The 18008-nt window shown below is 51.7% G+C and carries 11 protein-coding genes; 9 read left to right on the top strand and 2 right to left on the bottom strand.

Annotation, left to right across the window (positions count from 1 at the left end; genetic code table 11):
* Positions 1 to 14 precede the first annotated feature (14 nt).
* From AK963_RS15590 to AK963_RS15550, 9 genes are all read left to right on the top strand, one after another.
* On the top strand, positions 15 to 9113 hold the full coding sequence (locus AK963_RS15590) for an LPD38 domain-containing protein (protein WP_066016371.1): 9099 nt from the start codon (positions 15 to 17) through the stop codon (positions 9111 to 9113).
* 207 nt (positions 9114 to 9320) lie between these two features.
* A complete protein-coding gene (locus AK963_RS15585; protein ID WP_066016370.1) occupies positions 9321 to 9632 on the top strand; it encodes a pilus assembly FimT family protein in 312 nt (103 codons plus the stop codon).
* Entirely contained in the window at positions 9629 to 9847 is a 219-nt protein-coding gene (locus tag AK963_RS32100; protein WP_175404539.1) for a hypothetical protein, read from the top strand. Before AK963_RS15585 ends, AK963_RS32100 begins: the two co-directional genes overlap by 4 nt.
* 1 nt (position 9848) lies before the next feature.
* Positions 9849 to 10433, top strand: coding sequence for a type IV pilus modification protein PilV (gene pilV, locus AK963_RS15575; RefSeq protein ID WP_083232687.1), 585 nt, complete (start codon positions 9849 to 9851; stop codon positions 10431 to 10433).
* A gap of 52 nt (positions 10434 to 10485) precedes the next feature.
* Entirely contained in the window at positions 10486 to 11448 is a 963-nt protein-coding gene (locus AK963_RS15570) for a PilW family protein (RefSeq protein WP_066016367.1), read from the top strand.
* Between the two features lie 6 nt (positions 11449 to 11454).
* Positions 11455 to 11964 carry a pilus assembly PilX family protein gene (locus AK963_RS15565; RefSeq protein WP_066016366.1) on the top strand — a complete coding sequence of 170 codons (510 nt, stop codon included), beginning with the start codon at positions 11455 to 11457 and terminating at the stop codon, positions 11962 to 11964.
* Positions 11965 to 12081: 117 nt separating this feature from the next.
* Complete coding sequence (locus AK963_RS15560; RefSeq protein ID WP_175404538.1) at positions 12082 to 15285, top strand: pilus assembly protein; 3204 nt, start codon at positions 12082 to 12084, stop codon at positions 15283 to 15285.
* 1 nt (position 15286) lies between these two features.
* Entirely contained in the window at positions 15287 to 15724 is a 438-nt protein-coding gene (locus AK963_RS15555; protein WP_274520526.1) for a type IV pilin protein, read from the top strand.
* Positions 15725 to 16523: 799 nt separating this feature from the next.
* Positions 16524 to 16715 (top strand): hypothetical protein, encoded by a 192-nt coding sequence (locus AK963_RS15550; protein WP_139117440.1) that lies wholly within the window; start codon positions 16524 to 16526, stop codon positions 16713 to 16715.
* Positions 16716 to 16797: 82 nt separating this feature from the next.
* On the opposite strand, the gene AK963_RS15545 is transcribed toward AK963_RS15550, so the two are convergent.
* Positions 16798 to 17193: a hypothetical protein gene (locus AK963_RS15545; RefSeq protein ID WP_066016362.1), complete on the bottom strand. Its 396-nt coding sequence runs from the start codon at positions 17191 to 17193 to the stop codon at positions 16798 to 16800.
* Between the two features lie 346 nt (positions 17194 to 17539).
* On the bottom strand, positions 17540 to 17707 hold the full coding sequence (locus AK963_RS33300) for a hypothetical protein (protein ID WP_175404537.1): 168 nt from the start codon (positions 17705 to 17707) through the stop codon (positions 17540 to 17542).
* Positions 17708 to 18008: the final 301 nt, after the last annotated feature.

Genomic DNA, 18008 nt, shown 5'->3' with positions numbered 1-18008 from the left:
AGTCGGCCCTGTTTATGAAAGCCTACGGCGATGACCGCCTCAATAGCCTGTTTGCCGAGGACGACAAGCCTGACCTGAAAAACCTGATCAAGTCACTGGCCATGGCGGCACCGCACTTTGCCAGGGCTAAGGGTATTGATCCTGAGCTCGGTGGCTATGGCGTCATTGATTCCCTGGTGGAAGCCAGTCGCATTTTGCAGGACAGCCGCAACCGTGGCCAGTCGGTGGATGAGATTCTGGATCAACGCTCCCTGCTGGACAGCTTCAGCCCGGAAACGGAAATGTTCGCCCGTTGGCTCGATGCCAACCTGAACAAGTCGAGGCAGGTGGGTCAGGCATTGAGCGAGCTGGCCAGCCAGATTGAACAGTACCTTCAGAAGCAGGGGCAGGCCGATGGGGATATGTTCGGTACCTCAAAGGCGACACTGGACGATCTGATCCAGCAGACCAACCACCAACTGGAGAAAAACTATGGCGAGAAAAGCACCCCGATCATCGACCCGAAGCCGACCCCCAGGGAAGGGGGAAGTCCCACCAAGCGCCCGGAGCGCGACTGGGAGGCCAAACAAGACCAGCCTGTTCAAACTGCTGAAGGCGGCAACCGAGGCGGTCAACCGGAAGAACGGACCGGAAGACCAACTGAATCTGCCAGAGAAGCCAAAAGGGACGAAGTAGACGATCTGCTGGATGCGGTTGATCACGGCACCCTTGATAGCGATGAGTGGAAGGACGATGACTTTGCCGGGATTGAGGAAGACAAGGCTCAATACGACCCCCAGGATGGGGGAAGTGCCACCAAGCGCCGGGCACCCGAAGGGCATAGAAAGCGCGACAAGTACGCCCCCCAGGACGGGGGAAGTGCCACAAAGCGCCAGGAGCGCGACTGGTACAACAGCCGTAATGCGCCTCACTACTCGGTGCCTGGGATCAAGAGTCTGGGCGGTGCTGAACGGGCAGCCATCAAACGGTACCTTGAAAACAGAGCTGACAAACCGGAAGTTATCGCAAGGCTGAAGAAGCTGGCTGACACACCCTGGGCAAGGAAGACCGTCCAGTCCATGCTGATCCGCCAGACAATTGATGACCTGGTGGCTGGGCGGGAGGTGGATTACCAGTCGCTGTTGTCCCAGAAAGATAATGCCTCGATCCTCAAAGCGCTGAAAGATCATGGCGAACCCGGACTCTGGCGTTACCTGCACACAGAGGATGTCATGGGGCATGCCGGAAAACCGGAGAACAGCATCAATGGCAGCTTTGTCGATTGTATGCCCAGCCGTGATTGTGCATCCTTCTGTTATGCGACCAAAGGCAATTACCGGTTCAGTAATCCCATTATCAAATCGGAAATCGTGAACTGGGCGGTGGAGAAAGACCCGGTCAGAACCGCCCGGATTGCGGCCAACGATTACAAAGGCACTCCCGAGTTTTACCAGAACAAAGCCCTTCGCCTGTTTGATATGGGCGATGGCTCCATGGCATGGCTGCCCTTTATCCGAACCATGAACAAGGAGGGTATCCGGCTCCAGATCTTCAGCAAGAATCCGGAGTTCCTGAGGCAGGTGCCAGAGATGAACTGGCGGGCACTGTCGGTGGACAACAGCAACTTTGCACTGGCCGCACAGCACCCGGAGCTGCCACTGGCGGTGGTGTTTGACGGTCAGCAGAATGGCATCGACTTCGTTCGTGCCAACCTTGACCGGATACTGGTGATTCTGCCCATTAAACACGGGCAGCGAGTCCTGGGCGATAAAGCCACCCTGCGTCGTATGCTCGGGCTGGATGCCATGAAGCGGGTATGCCCTGTCGATGGCGGCTGGAAAAAGATCAAGCACCCCACTGATCCGAAGAAGAACTTTAACTGCACTTCCTGCGACCAATACGGCGGTATGGGTTGCTTCCACGGCAATGTCACCCGCCAGGTGATGAAAGCCGCCACGGAAGCCCCCCACGATAAACATCTGCAACGGCTGAAAGAGGAGATAGAGAATGACCCTGACCGATTCGGTGGCAAAGCGAGCGCGGCAGAGCTGCTTGGAAACCTGGGCAAAATCCGATCTGCGCTACGGGCATCTGCTGACACCCGAACAGAAGCAACAGATGCAGGCGGCCAGGGACAGGAAGCTGAAGGCACAATTGGAGTTCGACAAATTGATGAGGGAACCGGACGCTACCGGGTCGGAGAAGGCGAAGAAGGAGAAATAAAAGAACGCAAACGGCGTGGCAAAAAGTCCGACTTGGAGGACGCCGGACAGCAGAACCTGTTCGCCTCCCCAGACCTCTCCGGTGACGAACGGAAACAGCAAACCATCGAGAACCAACGTGTTCTGGTTAAGCATGATGAAACCGGCACCATAAGAGCTGGCACCGACACCATTCACACCTACGACGACCTTGCCCACTTTATTGCCCCGATCCGCAAGCTGGCGCAGGAGGAAATGGTTGCCATTGTGCTCGATGGCAATGACAAGGTGATCAATGTCATCAGGCACAGTAAGGGGCAGAAGGCCTCGGCCAGTGTATCCCCATGGACACTGGCCGGTGCGGTGGTGGCGACACCCAATGCAAAATCCGTCTGGTTTGCTCATAACCATCCCTCTGGTGATCCTGAGCCCAGTATGTCGGATGTACATATTACCCACAGCCTGAATGAAGTGCTGGACGGCAGTGGCGTGGTGAATATGGGGCATGCCGTGGTGGGTATAACTGGCCATGCGAAAATCATGGATGCTGATGGCACGGTGCAGATGGGCACCGTGGCTCCCAAGCGCATGGCTCGCAATAAGGCATTCCCCATTACCGAACGGCGACTGCGCTTTAACCGGCCCCATATCAACTTCAGCTCACCAGAAACGGTGCGCCCTTTTCTGGACACCATCAGCCCCAATGCCGTGGTGCTGCTGGATAGCAAACACAATGTTACTGGCGTCCTGCCGTTGTCGGACAGTGATCTGAAGACCCTGCGGCATCCAACGGATGACCCCCAGGGACGGGGGAAATCCCACCAAGCGCCGGGAGCGCGGCTGGGGAACCCAGCGGCTGCCCGGATTATGACGGCACTGGACAGCACCAACAGTTCGTCGGTCATCCTGAAAAGCAGTGGTTCACCACTGGCCACGACAGGCACAAGTAATTTGATTCGGTTCTTCAACCGAGGCGACCGTATTCAGGTGTTGGATCACTTTACCGGCAAGGATGGCAGCTACCAGTCTGCCGCCGAAAGAGGAACCCCAGACCTGAACGAACGGGGCTCCTTCTACGCCCTGCGAAAAGACAGCAACGCCAAAGATAGTAAGGCCAAAGGCATCCAGTCCGGTCCGCTGCGTCTGAAGCTGAAGCCGCTGGAGCAGAAACTGGGGCAGGCCATCCACGTCCTGCAATCAGAAACTGAACTGCCCTACAGCCTCTACCAGAAGGTGATCAGCGACAAGGCTCAGGGACGGGTGCGAGGGATGTTCGACCCGGAGACAGGCGACACCTATCTGATCGCAGCCAATCTGGATACCACTGGCGAGGCGGTGCGTACCGTCCTCCATGAACTGGTGGGTCATAAAGGCGTCCGTGGCCTGCTGGGCAAACGGCTCGATACCGTGCTGGATGAGATTCACCGGGACATGAACGACCGGCTGAAATCGGCTCTGGCCAAGCGGTACGCCCGGCAGACCGAAGGCAAGAGCGAGGCAGAAGCCAACCGGATCATTGCCGAGGAATACCTGGCGCACCTTGCCGAGAAAGACCCGAAAAACGGATTGTTGACCCGGATTGTCAGCATGATACGCAACACCCTGCGCCGGTTATTCCAGGGTATTCAATGGACAGAAGCTGATGCGGTGGAACTACTGGCGGCAGCCCGTGGTCATCTGAAGCGCACTGGCAGCCTTAATGCCGGTAACGCTAAGGGGAATCGCTACAGCGATTCAGGCATAGCCCCGACGTTCTACTCCGCCGTGGAACGCAGTGCCGCTGCGGTGAAGTCGGACAAGCTGCCTGCCCAGAGCTGGCTGAATGCCATCAAGAAAGGCAACAACGTGCAGGACGAGGAAGTCCAGTGGCTGGGCCTTGACCTGTGGCTGGCGGACAAAAAGGGCGAGAAGCTGAGCAGGGCCGAGGTGCTGTACTTTATTCGCCAGAATGAAGTGCGGATCGACGAAGACCTCAGTGTTGATGCGTTCGATGAACAGGAGCTGGAAGAGCGGGTCTATGAAAAGCAGCAACACTTTATCAGCGAGCGTATCGGAGATTACGAGCACGGCTATTCGCTGGATGAGCTGTCCCACCTGCTGGATGATGCGCGGGAGGTACTTCGGGAGGATGAGTACGACTTCCACTATCAGGAACTGAAACAGCGGTTTGAACAGGGCGAGCTGGATGACCATGAAGTGGACGCCCTGGTGGATGACGAGGGCAATCTGGATGAATCCGCCCTGCACGAAGAAGCGCAATGGCAAGCCAACAACAGCGTCGATACTATGGACGACAAGGCGCTGGTACGGGATCACATCAGTTATTCCGATAAGGAAGACGCCGCGCTGGAAGCCTGGGAGAACGACTACGAGTCGGATGTGCGAAGTGACCTGGAAGCGGAGCTGCGGGATGAGTCCGACGTTCAGTACCGCAATTATGCCATGCAGGGTGGTGAGGAGTATTCAGAGCTGATATTGGTGCTGGATAACAACAGCCACGTATTCCCCGCTGATCCGAATCACAAGAACCTGAGCCCCATTTCCGAAGAAGAAGCCAAGGCACTGGCGCAGGGCATGATGCCCGCCGGTATGAAGGTGGATGATATGGGCTGGAGTCAGGAGTTTAAAGACTACACCCTCTACCGTCGCAATGGTGATGACAAGACCATGATCACCACCGGTCATGCCACCGAAGCCTCCGCCATCGCCGCCGCCGTCAGCGAGCATCAATCCTTTGCCCGATGGCGACAGGATGACTATGACGAAAGCCACTGGGGAACGACGGAAAACGTACTGGCTCATGTGCGCTTCCAGACCTTTGATGAAAACGTCCATGGTCGTAATGAACGGATCCTGTTTATTGATGAGGTACAGAGTGACTGGCATCAGGCTGGCCGGGAAAGTGGTTACCGCACGCCAGAGTCGGTGCGTAAACAGGAGCAGCGAAATGCCCGGATAAACGCAGTTGATGACAAGATTCGCTCAGTCGTTAAACAGCGGGATGAGTTTGGCAAACAACATGCTGAGGCCGGTACCCGGCGTGATGAGCTTACCCGTCAGATCAAACAGGCAGAGCAAAACCAGGATCAAACGCAGGTGGAACAGCTGAACAACGAATTGACCACGGTTGCAGAAGATGTAGAGAACCATTTCCAGCAGTGGGTGGATGCCGAAGCCCAGCTGAAAGCACTGCGAGATGAACGACAGTCACTGTTCGATACTGACAAACACCGGTTCTACCGCCAGGTACCTAATGCGCCCCTGAAAGAGAGCTGGCCCAACCTGGTGATGAAACGGATGATCCGCCACGCTGCCGAAAACGGCTTTGACCGGATCGCCTGGAGCAGTGCGGCACAACAGGTAGAGAGGTATCCGAGTCTCGGGCAGGTGGTAGAGCAGATGAAAGTATCCCCCCAGTTTACCCACGAAGGCCGACTGACCCATGTCACCTTAACGATCAAAAACAGGAACGGCAGCAACCGCAGAGAGCATATTGCGGAGGAGCGGCTGGACGCTTATGTAGGCCATCGTCTGGGGGCAAAAATACGGGAGGACAGCCACTCCGTTTATGAATCCCTGAAAGAGGAGCGCAGCCAATGGTCCACCGAGCAGGATAACGACGATCAGCAGAACCGCTGGTTTATCCGCGATACCAACGGTGAGGCCTTGCATTCATCGGACGGTTCGCTGCTCTATTACGGCACACAAGGCAAGGCTGATCAGGATCTGGACCGGCTGGTCTTCGCCGAGCACAGTGCAGACTTTACCCTGGAAAACCTGGACGAGCTGATGGGCGACGGTGCCAGGGGAATGCGCGAGTTCTACGACAAGCGTCTGGCCAACTACATGAAGAAGTACACCAAAAAGTGGGGGGCAACGCTGGAGCCTGTCGAGATCCATTTCAACGGCTCGCAGTACCCTTATGACACCAGGCCCGATAAAGTCTGGTCGGTGAGTGTCACCGACAAGATGAAAGAGTCTGTACTGAAGGACGGCCAGCCGCTGTTTGCCTTGAAAGACAAAAAACAGGGTAAGCAGCAGGACAAGCAGCCGAAGCCAGGCAGTAGCCCACGCTACGCCCTGAAAGACCTCCCCGACGATGTACAGTCCGTGATCAACGACATCCACGGCGGCATTGCTCCAAAGCCGTGGCACGACCGGCTGCGGGAGTGGTGGGAGGCCAAACCGGTGAAGGAGCATATCAAGCGAGGTTTACTCCATATCAATCAGGGCGTATTCACCGATGCCGCCATTATTGAACAGCAGGAGAAGCTGCTGAACGAGGGCAAGCTGATGGACGCAACGGTGTCTGCCAGCAAAGCCGTTTACCTGGCCCGCAATCTCGATAACGTGACCGATGCCACCTTTCATAAAGGCACCCCGATGCTGAAAGAGGGCAGCATTGTCATCAAACCCGGCAGCAAGGGGTTGTTTGAACTGCTGAAGCCAGTCACCGAGCGTGATGAGCTGGCCATCTGGGAGGTTTACGAAGGCAGCCACCGTGCGCAGCGGATCATGAATGAAGACAAGGCCGCCAGAGCAAAGGGTATTCAGTTATTGGCTCAGGGGCAGGCCATGAAAGAATTGCTGGATGCCACGGCACCCGATGAGTATCAGGGCGGTCGCTCGGCTTGGAATCGTGACCACAGGCAGATGGAAAAAGACCTGAAGCTGGGCAAGGCACTCAGCCAGCAGAGTCGGGAGAACCTGTACGACGAGCAGAAGATCAAGATGGTTCAGAACTGGGTGCATACCCAGCCGGAACTGGCCAAGCGATTTAAGCAGGTAATGGATGACTACCAGCAGCACAACCGTGACCTGCTGGACTTTATGGAAGCCGCCGGCACCCTCGACAGGGAGCAGCGCAAGCTGTTTGATACCGGCGACTACATCCCGTTCAACCGGATACACGACCTGGAATACCAGGAAGAGAACCAGCGGTTTATTCGACCTAAAAAAGGACTCGGTGGCCAGACCTCCGGCATTCAGCGCCTGAAAGGGGGCGTGGAAAAGATCGCGCCACTGGAAGCGATGGTGCGCAATACCCGTTCCATGCTCGATGCGGCCCTGAAGAATATCGCCCAGCAACGGGTGATCGATAACGCCCTGCAACTGGGGGCCGTGGAGAAAATTGAGAGTGCCATTACCGTTACCGACGACGATGTAAAGGCAGCTCTTCAGGGGATCGGCGTCAGTGCCGACCTCACACCAGCGCAGATGCGCGGCTGGAAGTCGCTGATGGCCAAATACGAAACCCTGAAAGGGACCACCAGTGTCTCACGCGATGGCAAGCTGGAAACCTACGCGGTGGATGATCCGCTGCTGCTGGCCTCCATTCAGGATATCGGGCCGGAGCTGCACAGCGGCTTTATGAAACTGGTGGGCATTCCCAGCCAAATAGTCCGGCGCGGTGTCACGGCGATGCCTGCCTACTGGTTCCGAAACCTGACCAGGGATACGCTGTCCACGGCAGTGCATATTGCCCCGGAGGTGAACGGCAAGGTGGTGGGTATGAACCCGCTGGCCGGTGCCATTCGTGGTTTCAGAAAATCCCTGGATGAGGATGACTCCCTGTGGGCGATGAAAATGGCCGGAGGCAGCAGTAGCAGTGGTCACTACCGTAGCAACTACAACAACATCCGTAAGAAGCTGTCTCCTGCGGAGCAAAAGCGGATCATTAATACTCCCGGCAAACTGATCGACTTCTGGGACAGCCTTGGCGCCCGGTTTGAGGACTCCAACCGGCTGCACGTCTTTGAACGGGTAAAGGAGGAAGGTGGTTCCACGGCGGAAGCCGCTTATCAGTCGCTGGACGTGATGAACTTTACCCGCAAAGGCCAGTGGGGCATTGTCCGGTTCCTGACCCAATCCATCCAGTTCACCAACAGTTTGCTTCAGGGCGTAAACCGGATGTGGCGGGGCGTGAAGCCCGGAGATGAGCTGCACTGGAGCGCCTTATCCGGTGAAGTGCTGACACGGGGGCTGATGTACGGCTTTGCCTCCTGGTTGCTGGTGCGACTGTTTGAAGACGATGATCGTTACAAGGCACTCAGCACCGACGAAAAAGTGGCTTACCACCACTTCTGGATCGGTGACGGTGAAGACGGTCACTTTAGAATCCCCAAGCCGTTCGAGGTAGGGCATATCTTTGCCACCATCCCGGAGTTTCTGTGGCAGGGCATAATGGGCCATGAGGATACCAAATGGACAAAGGACGCCATGATGACTCTGGGAATGGCGATGTTTAATCTAGAGTCCACACCCATACCGCAGTTCATCAAACCGATCTGGGAAGTGGGTGAGAATCGGGACCGTTTCCGTAACCGGGATATTGTGCCCATAAGCTTGCAGCACCTGAAGCCGGAAGCCCAGTACGACCCGTACACCAGTGACACCTTGAAAGAACTGGTCCAGTACATACCCGAAGGTGCGCCAGAGTGGATGCGTTCCCCCAAAAAGCTGGAGCACCTGCTGAAAGGCTATTTCAATGCCTTTGCCACAGGAACGCTGGTGGTGACCGATGCGGTTACCCGCCACATGACCGGTGCCGGTGAAAAGCCGGCATGGAACAAACAGGACTATCCGGTGATTGGCTCGTTCTTTGGTGATCGCATCAAAGGCAGCACCCGTTACACCAACGAGCTGTATGAAATGAACAAGGAGGTGAATGCCATTGCTTCGTCCATCAAGCACTATCAGGAAACCGGGGAAACCCAGAGGGCGAAGGAGCTGGAACAGTCGGCCAGTACCAGACTGAAAAACAAGTCCGGGCTCAATAAGGCCAGTCGGGAGATCAGCAAGCTGCGCAGGGAAGTCCGCAAGGTGATGGAAGACCGGATCATGGATCGAGATACCAAGCGGGAACGGCTAGACCGGCTGAACCGGCAGATCAATCAGGTCGCCACTAATGCTGTGAAGCGCTTTGGAGAGTAAAAAACAGTTGACGTTTATGTGTGTCATTAATCCATAAGAGCGACTTTGGTGTTTTCGATAGTAAATCGTATGTTGTTGATGGGGCTTGCCCATATATTTAAAGGGACTAGGTCACGAATGTTTGGTCAAACGTTAGTAAGGTAAAAGCGAATTCGATACAATCCACCGTTACTTTTGACATGCTACATATAAAACGGTGTCATGGCGATGTGGAGCCGACCAGAAAAAAGCTATGCCGATAATCCAGTCAGGAGACGGGTGGCAGCATTTACCCTCATTGAGCTTTTAGTTGTACTCGCTATCTTGGGCATTCTTATCTCTATCGCTTATCCCTCAATGAGTCAGACTATTGCGGATAACCGGGTCAGAAGCCATGCGGAGGAGATTGTAAATCTGCTGGCATTTGCCCGTTCTGAGGCAATTACACGAGGTGTAACAGTCTCCATATTTAATGATGAGAACGGTGTTGAGGGTTGGTTATCGGGTGGTGTGGTGCGGTGCGTGCGGACAATGAAGTGAGCCCCATTTTTCAGGTCGAACCGTTCACCGGTAGCACAATAAATTCACCGACCCGATGGTATCAGTTTGATGATCGTGGGATATCCGGCGTGATCAATATTTCGGTTACCCATGAAAATGCCAGCAGAGCTGCTAATGTAGTGGCCTCTGCCGGAGGTGCCATTACTCTCGATTACTCGGCTACCAAGAATAGCGATAACAAGGAAAGCCAATAAGATGTCATGCATTTTTGATCCCCCTTCAATCTGGCCCCGAAGATTAACAGGCTTTACCTTGATTGAGGTTCTGGTGGCAATGGTCATTGTTTCAGTTGGGCTTCTGGGTATTGCCGGGCTGGTTGTCGAGTCACAGAAAAATGCTTTCGAAGTTCAACAAAGGGCGACAGCCTTACAGCTTGCAGAAGATCTGATGGGCCGGGTTAATGCAAATCCGGATGGTATCGCCAGCTATGCTGTAGATCTCTCAGCAAAACCGGATGAACCGGCAACATTATGCGACGGTGCTGATTCAAACTGCTCACCAGTCCAGATGGCTGAATTTGATCTGTGGCAATGGGGACAGGCTCTTTATGGCACCGAAATTAAAACGGAAGATGATCTTGATGTGGGTGGGCTGGTTTCACCCATGGCCTGCATAGATGTGGTTGGTTCCACGCTCTCTGTCACTATCGTGTGGCGAGGTAAGTTTACCCGTCCAGACAGTAAGGCGGCAGAGGCTTGTGGTGATGGAGAAAATCAATACACTTCCACGGCAGATAATGATCTTCGTCGGGTAATGACTCTGAACACACGGGTAGGATAAGGGTAAATCCTCCAATCCTTTATGCCTTTGCTGTTTTTATATGGAAGAGAACATGGCAGTTAATAATAATGCCTGCAGTTCGGTAGGTAGCTCCGAGGGTGGTTTCACGCTGATAGAGTTAATGGTTGCGGTCACTCTATCCCTATTCTTGCTATCGGGCGTTGCTGTTCTTTACCTCAATACCTACGCCATTCAGCGCGATAGTGCTCTGACAGCCAATCTTGAACACAATGCACGTACGGCACTCACAGTCATCGCCAGGGATTTGAGATCGGCAGGTTACAATAGCGGTCTCAATATGGGCAGTATTGATGGTCGTGGGCTGGTCCTGAATGAAGATTGCGGCGGATTGGGGTCTGCCCTGCAAACATCCCCCTTTTTTATGGCAGGTATCCCAGATCCGGATAAAGCCACCACAGTGAATAATATCCTGGATTGCGTCAGAGGCAGCATTGGGAACTATAATGCCGCCGATGGTAGCCCTTCCGACTGGTTCCTTATAAAGGGGGCGTTTGGAGATCGGATTGAGGTGAATGAGTTGGAAGCCAATACCAATTATCTGGTTGCGAACTCTCAGGAAGGCCGGCTATTCAGGGGTAACAATCCTCCGGTGATATCCGACGATCAGGAAATCAGGGAATATCACTATAACCTTTTCTATCTGAGAGATAATCAACTGATGCTAAGCCGTTTGGTCGGTGGTCAGCTGGAAGAGCTGACCATTGCACTGGGGGTTGAAGCTCTAAGAGTCGTACTGGGTATTGATGATAATGGCGATGGCAGGGTGAATCGGTATGAGGGGGTATCCGATGCTATGGATGGCTGGTCTGAAGTTCAATGGAACAGGGTGCGAAGCGTCAAGATCCATCTTTTGTCTCACTCTGCCAGCAGTCCAAACCATGAGGATCATCGGTCATACCAGATGAGTGATATCTCCATTTTACCCGACGGTGATGACCGAAAGCGCTCGCTGGCCAGTACCACTGTTTTTCTTTATAACCAGGACTTTCGGTAACCCGCTATGAACAATAATAATAACGAGCAAAATGGAATGGTGCTGATTACATCGCTTCTATTTCTATTGATGCTAACCACCATCGCGGTCACTTTGGCTAACCAGGGCAATCGTGCTCCTAAAATGATCGCGAACGCAGAGCTAAAGTCCATTACTTTCAGCCGGGCACAGGCAACCTTAAACGAGGTGGCTGAATCGGGAATGGACACGTTTGATCGCCAGTGTGGCCTTGTTGCCTCTTATGATCCCTTTGGGGCTGGTAATGCCTGTGTTGCAGAGGATCATGATGTTCAGCCCAATCCATCAATACACTATCGGGCAACCAGCAATAATGTCCCCAGGTCAGAATCTGCCAGTGGCGTGGGTAATTACAGTGTCGAGTATTACCGCATTGATGCGAGTAGCGAGCAGGCATCGATTCAAACTTCTCTGGTCCTGAATACTTACAAGGTTTTACTGGCTGACCTGAATGGAGGTGTTGGTGGAGACCAGAATGTGGTGGTAAATGAACTTTGATCTGAGTGGATGCATTGGGTGTTCGCCAACTGTCGGATAGAAAATTAATAATTGGCTGATTGTAAGATGTGCAAAAATATTTCGTTGTTGTGGGGGATAAGCCGAGGGATGGCCTTGTTGATGCTGTTGTTTTGGCAGCCGTACGCACTTGCAGATGATACGGAAGTGTTTACCGGGGGGAATGTCGGTAACAATGAACGGCCTCAGGTTATGATTATTTTTGATAACTCTGGGAGTATGAAAGAAAACGTATCGCGGGGGAGTTATAACCCTGATGTTATTTACCCTGTTCAGGTGAAGAATGCTAATAATGGGACATACTACTCAGATCCAAATCGCTATTACCGCAAGCCAGAAAATGTTACGTATGTTGACGATTACTGTAAAACCATAAAGAAAGAAAATGAAGATGAAGTTGAAAGGTGTCTTGGGAATTATATTAACTGGCGAATAGCTCCCACGAAAAAACTCGATATTGCAAAACAGGCCATTACTTCCTTAATCAATGACAATAATAACATTGATTTTGGATTGGCTGTTTTTAACAGAAATGAGTTTAGTGAAGACGTCTATGGCGGCCATATCCTCAGGGGGGTTATGGAGAGAGATGCAACGGGAACGCAATCATTAGTTCAGACCATTAACAATATTGATGCCGAGACATGGACACCGCTATGTGACACTTTTTACGAAGTCTACCGCTATTTCACAAGTAATGAACTTTACTTTGCTAAAAGTGTGAGTTCAAGGGACACATCCCAAGATGAAGGCGGGCGTTATATAACCCCAATAAAAAGCTGCCAAAACATTTATGTGATTTACATGACAGACGGGGAGCCCACCAAAGATGGTGGAAGTAATTCAAAAATAAAGCAACTCACTGGGAAGAGCTCTTGTAAAGAATATGGGGGCAACTGTCTGCCGCTCCTTTCTGAGTATATGGCAAACCTTGAAGTGGGTGGGCTGGATGGTGATCAATGGACAGGTAATCAAAAGGCCTTTACCTATACCATTGGGTTTGACACCGATCAGTCACTACTATTTGATACCGCCAAAAATGGCGACGGCATTTGTTATACGACCACAGGCAGTAATACGGACAGTAAGACAGGCTGCGTGAAAGTTGATAATTTGTCCGAGGCTTTCGAAGGTGCTCTGGGTGAAATCATGAAACGCACCAGCACCTTCGTATCTCCGTCCGTCGCGGTAAATAGCTTTAATCGAACCGAATCGCTTGATAATGCCTATTATGCGATGTTCCTGCCCGATGAGTCGCCAGCCTGGTATGGCAACTTAAAGAAGCTGAAAATTTACACAGGTAACGATACCCCGGGGTGTGGCAGTAATGATAGTTACAAGCTCGGTACGGTTGTGGATAGAGGATGCGATGCTGCCCTGGAAAATGGCAGTAATTTGATCGTTGATGGTCGTAGCAGCTACTGGGGGACAGTAAACGATGGCAATGAAGTCACCAGTGGTGGGCTTGGAACTGAGCTTTTGGAACGGCGCGGAACTTTTTATACCAATATAAAGGGGGACAATCGGGAATCACTTGGTGAGCTCGCTGGCATTGCCAACAAACATTTTGGTGATCCAGAAAGCTTTACCGACGAAGATCGCGGCAACTGGATTAACTGGATCAAAGGGCTCGATGATCAGGGCCAGACCCGGGACTGGGTTCTGGGGGACATCCTGCATTCAAAACCGGTCACCCTCAACTACGGCGATAGCGATGGCAATCCGGATGGTGGTTCTTATTCCAGGGAAAACCCCGACATCCGCATCGCTTTCGGTACCAACTACGGTTTGCTTCACTTTATCGAGGATCAGGGTGATCAGGTTGAAGAAAATTGGTCATTCTTTGCAGCCGAAACCGGAGGTAATGTAAAAAAATTATACGAAAATCACGATGATGTCCCTCACCCCTACGGGCTTGATGGACAGATCAGTATTTTGCGACTGGATGCCAATCTTGACGGCAATATCCGGAAAGCAGATGGTGATCGGATGATTCTGTTTTTTGGTCTGCGTCGTGGTGGAGACAGTTATTATGCCATTGACGTCAGCATTCCTGAGTCGCCCGTCTTGTTGTGGCGAATTGATGCAAGTTCAGAGGGGTTTGCTGAGCTTGGCCAGAGTTGGTCTCCTCCGGTACCAATGATCATTCCGGGTCATCGGGATGTTGACAGTAATAAAACATCCATCAACTACAAGTTTGCACTGGCTTTTGGTGCAGGTTATGACGCTATCAATGATGATGATCGCAGCGGAGTGGCACTGGAAGGCAGTGATGTTAAGGTTCGTAAATCCTCAACGAAAGGTCGTGGGCTGTTTATTGTCGATGCGGGTACAGGCGAGTTAATCCAGTCGTTCATTGCCCCGGATACCATTGAGCAAAGCGTTGATAACCAGCTGGAAAGTGAATTGCTGAAGTGGAGTGTTATCGCATCTCCTGCCCCCATGGACAGTAATGGCGATGGACTGACAGACCGGATTTATTTTGCAGATACCGGGGGCAATGTTTTCCGTGTTGATATTGGCAAGGTGTATCCCGATGAAAATGACAACACCAGGGAAGAAGCGGTCTGGTCATTGATCAAGCTCGCGGCATTAGGTGTGGACGAACTGACGGATATTACGTTTCCGGATGCGGCTGCTGATCGTCGCTTTATGTACAAACCCGAAATTGTTCGGACAACCTACCGGGGAACTCCCTATGATGCGGTTGTCCTTGGCAGTGGTAATCGTGAAAACCCACTGACCGAGACCAATGGAGACCGATACTATGTGATTCGGGATAAAAACATCTTCTACAGCCGTTTTGGCGACTGTAATGAATGTGTTTCCATTCCAGATGTTCTAAAGCATAAAAACCTCTTTGATGCCAGTGACAACCTGATCCAGGTCGGGAATAGTAATGAATCCAGTGACGCATTAAATAAACTGGATAACAGTTATGGCTGGTATATCAACCTGGAAGCGCAGGGCGAAAAAACATCCACGGTGGGCGAGGTATACTCCGGCCAGTTACTGTTCAGTACCTACTCACCATCCAGAGATCCCGATACCAATATCTGTACACCGGGACTCGGAAGCTCAAGATATTATGTGCTGGATTTGCACACCGCATCTGCACTTCGTGACCTGGACGGTGATGGAAATAATGATGACCGCTTTTCGTTGATGTCGATCGTGGGGATGGCCGGTGATCCGACGATGATTTCCCTTGGTGAAGGCAGTAACCTGATCGATTTGAACACGGGGTATGATGGCGCGGTTAACGACGTGGGGATGCACCGAAGTGGCTGGGTGGAAGAGTAAGATGACAAGAAAAACTAACCATCAGGAAGTTCGGGTAATGAGGCGGGAAAAAGGATTCACATTAATTGAACTGATGATTGCTGTAGTCATCATTGCGATTCTGGCCTCTATTGCTTTGCCGGGATATCAGCAGTTTATTATGGAAGGTCGGCGGTCTGAGGGGCAAACAGCGCTTTTGGATATTGCTGCCAGACAAGAGCAGTTTTTTATGGAGAACCATCGTTATACTGCCAATATAGCCGACTTGGGGGTTGGAAATAACAACACGATACTGACTGAGGGTGGTTGGTACCTTATAAGCGCTACCTGTGTTAGCAATGATAACGATGATGACCCGTGTATTAATGGCTACCTGTTGACAGCAACTCCCCAGAAGGGCCAGGCCCCTGATGGTAGCCTCTCTGTAAATGCAGTTGGGGAGAAGAAAGGGCATTGGTAAGGCTTTCTCCATCGCTTTTAGGTGCTACTACCAATTCCGGATGAGTGCTGCTTTCAATAGGATGCTCACGTCCTCACGGAAGAGGCGCTGTTCCTAATGAACATGTTTCTTGGGGCACAGTTTACCTACTGTGAATTTTGCAGAGAAAATCTTATCTCACGGGCTTTAGGGTCCGTTTATTTTTGCAAAGACGGTTTATGTCGTATTGAAAATGACACGCTAAAATACCGCCTCTTACGGAGGCGAATCGGTCAGATCACCAGGGCTGTTATTATTTTTGACAGGTAAACTCTCCAACTTCCTCCCGCCCCACAACCGGCTCATAGATTGTCTCACCCATCACAAGGATCGCTCCCGGCTCTGACTGCGGTTGTTATTAGCCCCACTTTGCCGCTTGGGTATCTCACGCAGTATCAGGTTCAACTGACTTTCCAGTTTTGAATTGAGCCAGCCTTTACCTAACCATGCCACCAAACGTAGGCTGTTAACAATACTGACTTGTGAAACAAGACAAAGCAGGATATAAATTTGCCATGGAGTTTCTTGCTGATACCTGTCCCCCAGATAGTGTCAGCTTTTTCCCCCTTTTCCTCCCTCCATCATTGATCCCATCCCCCCCATGCTTCTCTTATCGACCATAGACTGACTGAAATTTCAGTAGCATCGGAAACGCAAATCTGTCGATAATAAGTATTGATACGTATCAAGGTTTTTGGATCACGTTTGGTGAATAATTGCGCACCGTCGGAAAGCAGGCCGCTGACGGACAATGATTGCCACAAAAGGGAGATTGCCGGTTATGATGAGCATCGAAAAATACATCCAGAAAGACGGTCAAACCGGTTGGCTTGCGCATATCTCCCAGAAAAAGCGGAATCGTAAATCCTGTGCCTTAACCCGTCGCTTCAGCTCAGCACAATATGGCGATGCGGCTTTTCAGAAAGCCCTGGCGTGGGCGGAGGATCACCAGGACGAAAGGGCGCACTCCTGATGTGACCAGCCTGCGATCGAGCGCCAGAGCAATCTCGTCAATGCGTCTGGCTGCTCTTTACTGCATGGTCATGCAACGCTGTTTAATTCAATACTCCACGCTGCTGTTCAATAAAGGCATCAATACAGTTCTGGCATTCATCATTATCAATGCAGTATCGGACGTTGTAGACCGGTGCATTATCTGCCTCCAATAACGTGCGTTGAGTGACCTCTATTTTACTGTCGGGCCGTTTCTCTTTGCAGATATGGCAAGTCCAGGCAAGCGCCTCGCCGGTCAGATGATCAAAGATCAGGTAGTCGCGCTGAACCCGTTGGTGGCTATCCAGCTCATCAAAGGTTTCAAAACAGCCGGTCCAGTCGTGGCCATGATGGGCTTCCATTAACTGGCGGGCATCATCGCGGGTGGGCGCCGTAATCCGCACATAGCCCGGGTAATCGGGGTGGTCTGCACCTAAAGAGAGGTAATAATTATTCATCTTTTTTTCCTCAACAACTACGGCAAATGGCAGTGTTGACTGATGATACCCTGTTTTCCCGGTGACGAAAAATACGCAGAGGAACCACAGTAATAACCGTTCCGTGGCAATGCCAATGGGCTTAAAGAAAAACAGGGCTTCAAGTTAAGGGGGGCAAGCGCAGGCAACAGAGTAGCCGCATCAGGGTTGGCTGGTATACGTCGATGAATGAATATTCAGTATTGGAAGTGTCATCCTGAGCAGGTAATAATATGATGTTACTGCTTGGTATCAGAAAGCATTTTCACAGGGACAACAAACCCTGTGACCTCTTACTTACGACGGTTGGTGATGAGTGGCGTTGCTGTTAATGGCTTTGATCCTTTGGTTTCTTCTGCCTTTGCGCATCCGCTCTCAAAAACACCATAGCCAGGGTTAATGTTTCTTCACGTTCCGGGAAGGTTAGCTTTCGATGTTCCAGCTCAGTAAGCACATGTGCCGCTGCTTCGCGAATATCGGAGGTCGTCTGGTTCATATACCTTCTGTTTTCTTGTTAGTTATCGGAATAAGGATGTACTGACACCCTTAGGCACTATAGTGCAGCAAAAGCATGGTTATGTATACAGTGTTTATCATGGTGTTTCTGTGTGTATTTTTGATAGGAAAAGTACTCAAATAATTGATTTCTATTAAATATCAATAAGTTGAAACGCGATGTGCGACTTTGTAAGAAGCTATCTCAAATTACTAGCATGATGGTAAGTCCAACTTAAATCTTCAAAATCACACAACTATACGCTTTCCGTTTTTTTAATCTTCGGAAATAAGGTTCTCAA

The organism is Endozoicomonas atrinae (assembly GCF_001647025.1).
Taxonomy (GTDB): domain Bacteria; phylum Pseudomonadota; class Gammaproteobacteria; order Pseudomonadales; family Endozoicomonadaceae; genus Endozoicomonas; species Endozoicomonas atrinae.
This window is presented reverse-complemented; position numbering and strand designations above follow the sequence as displayed.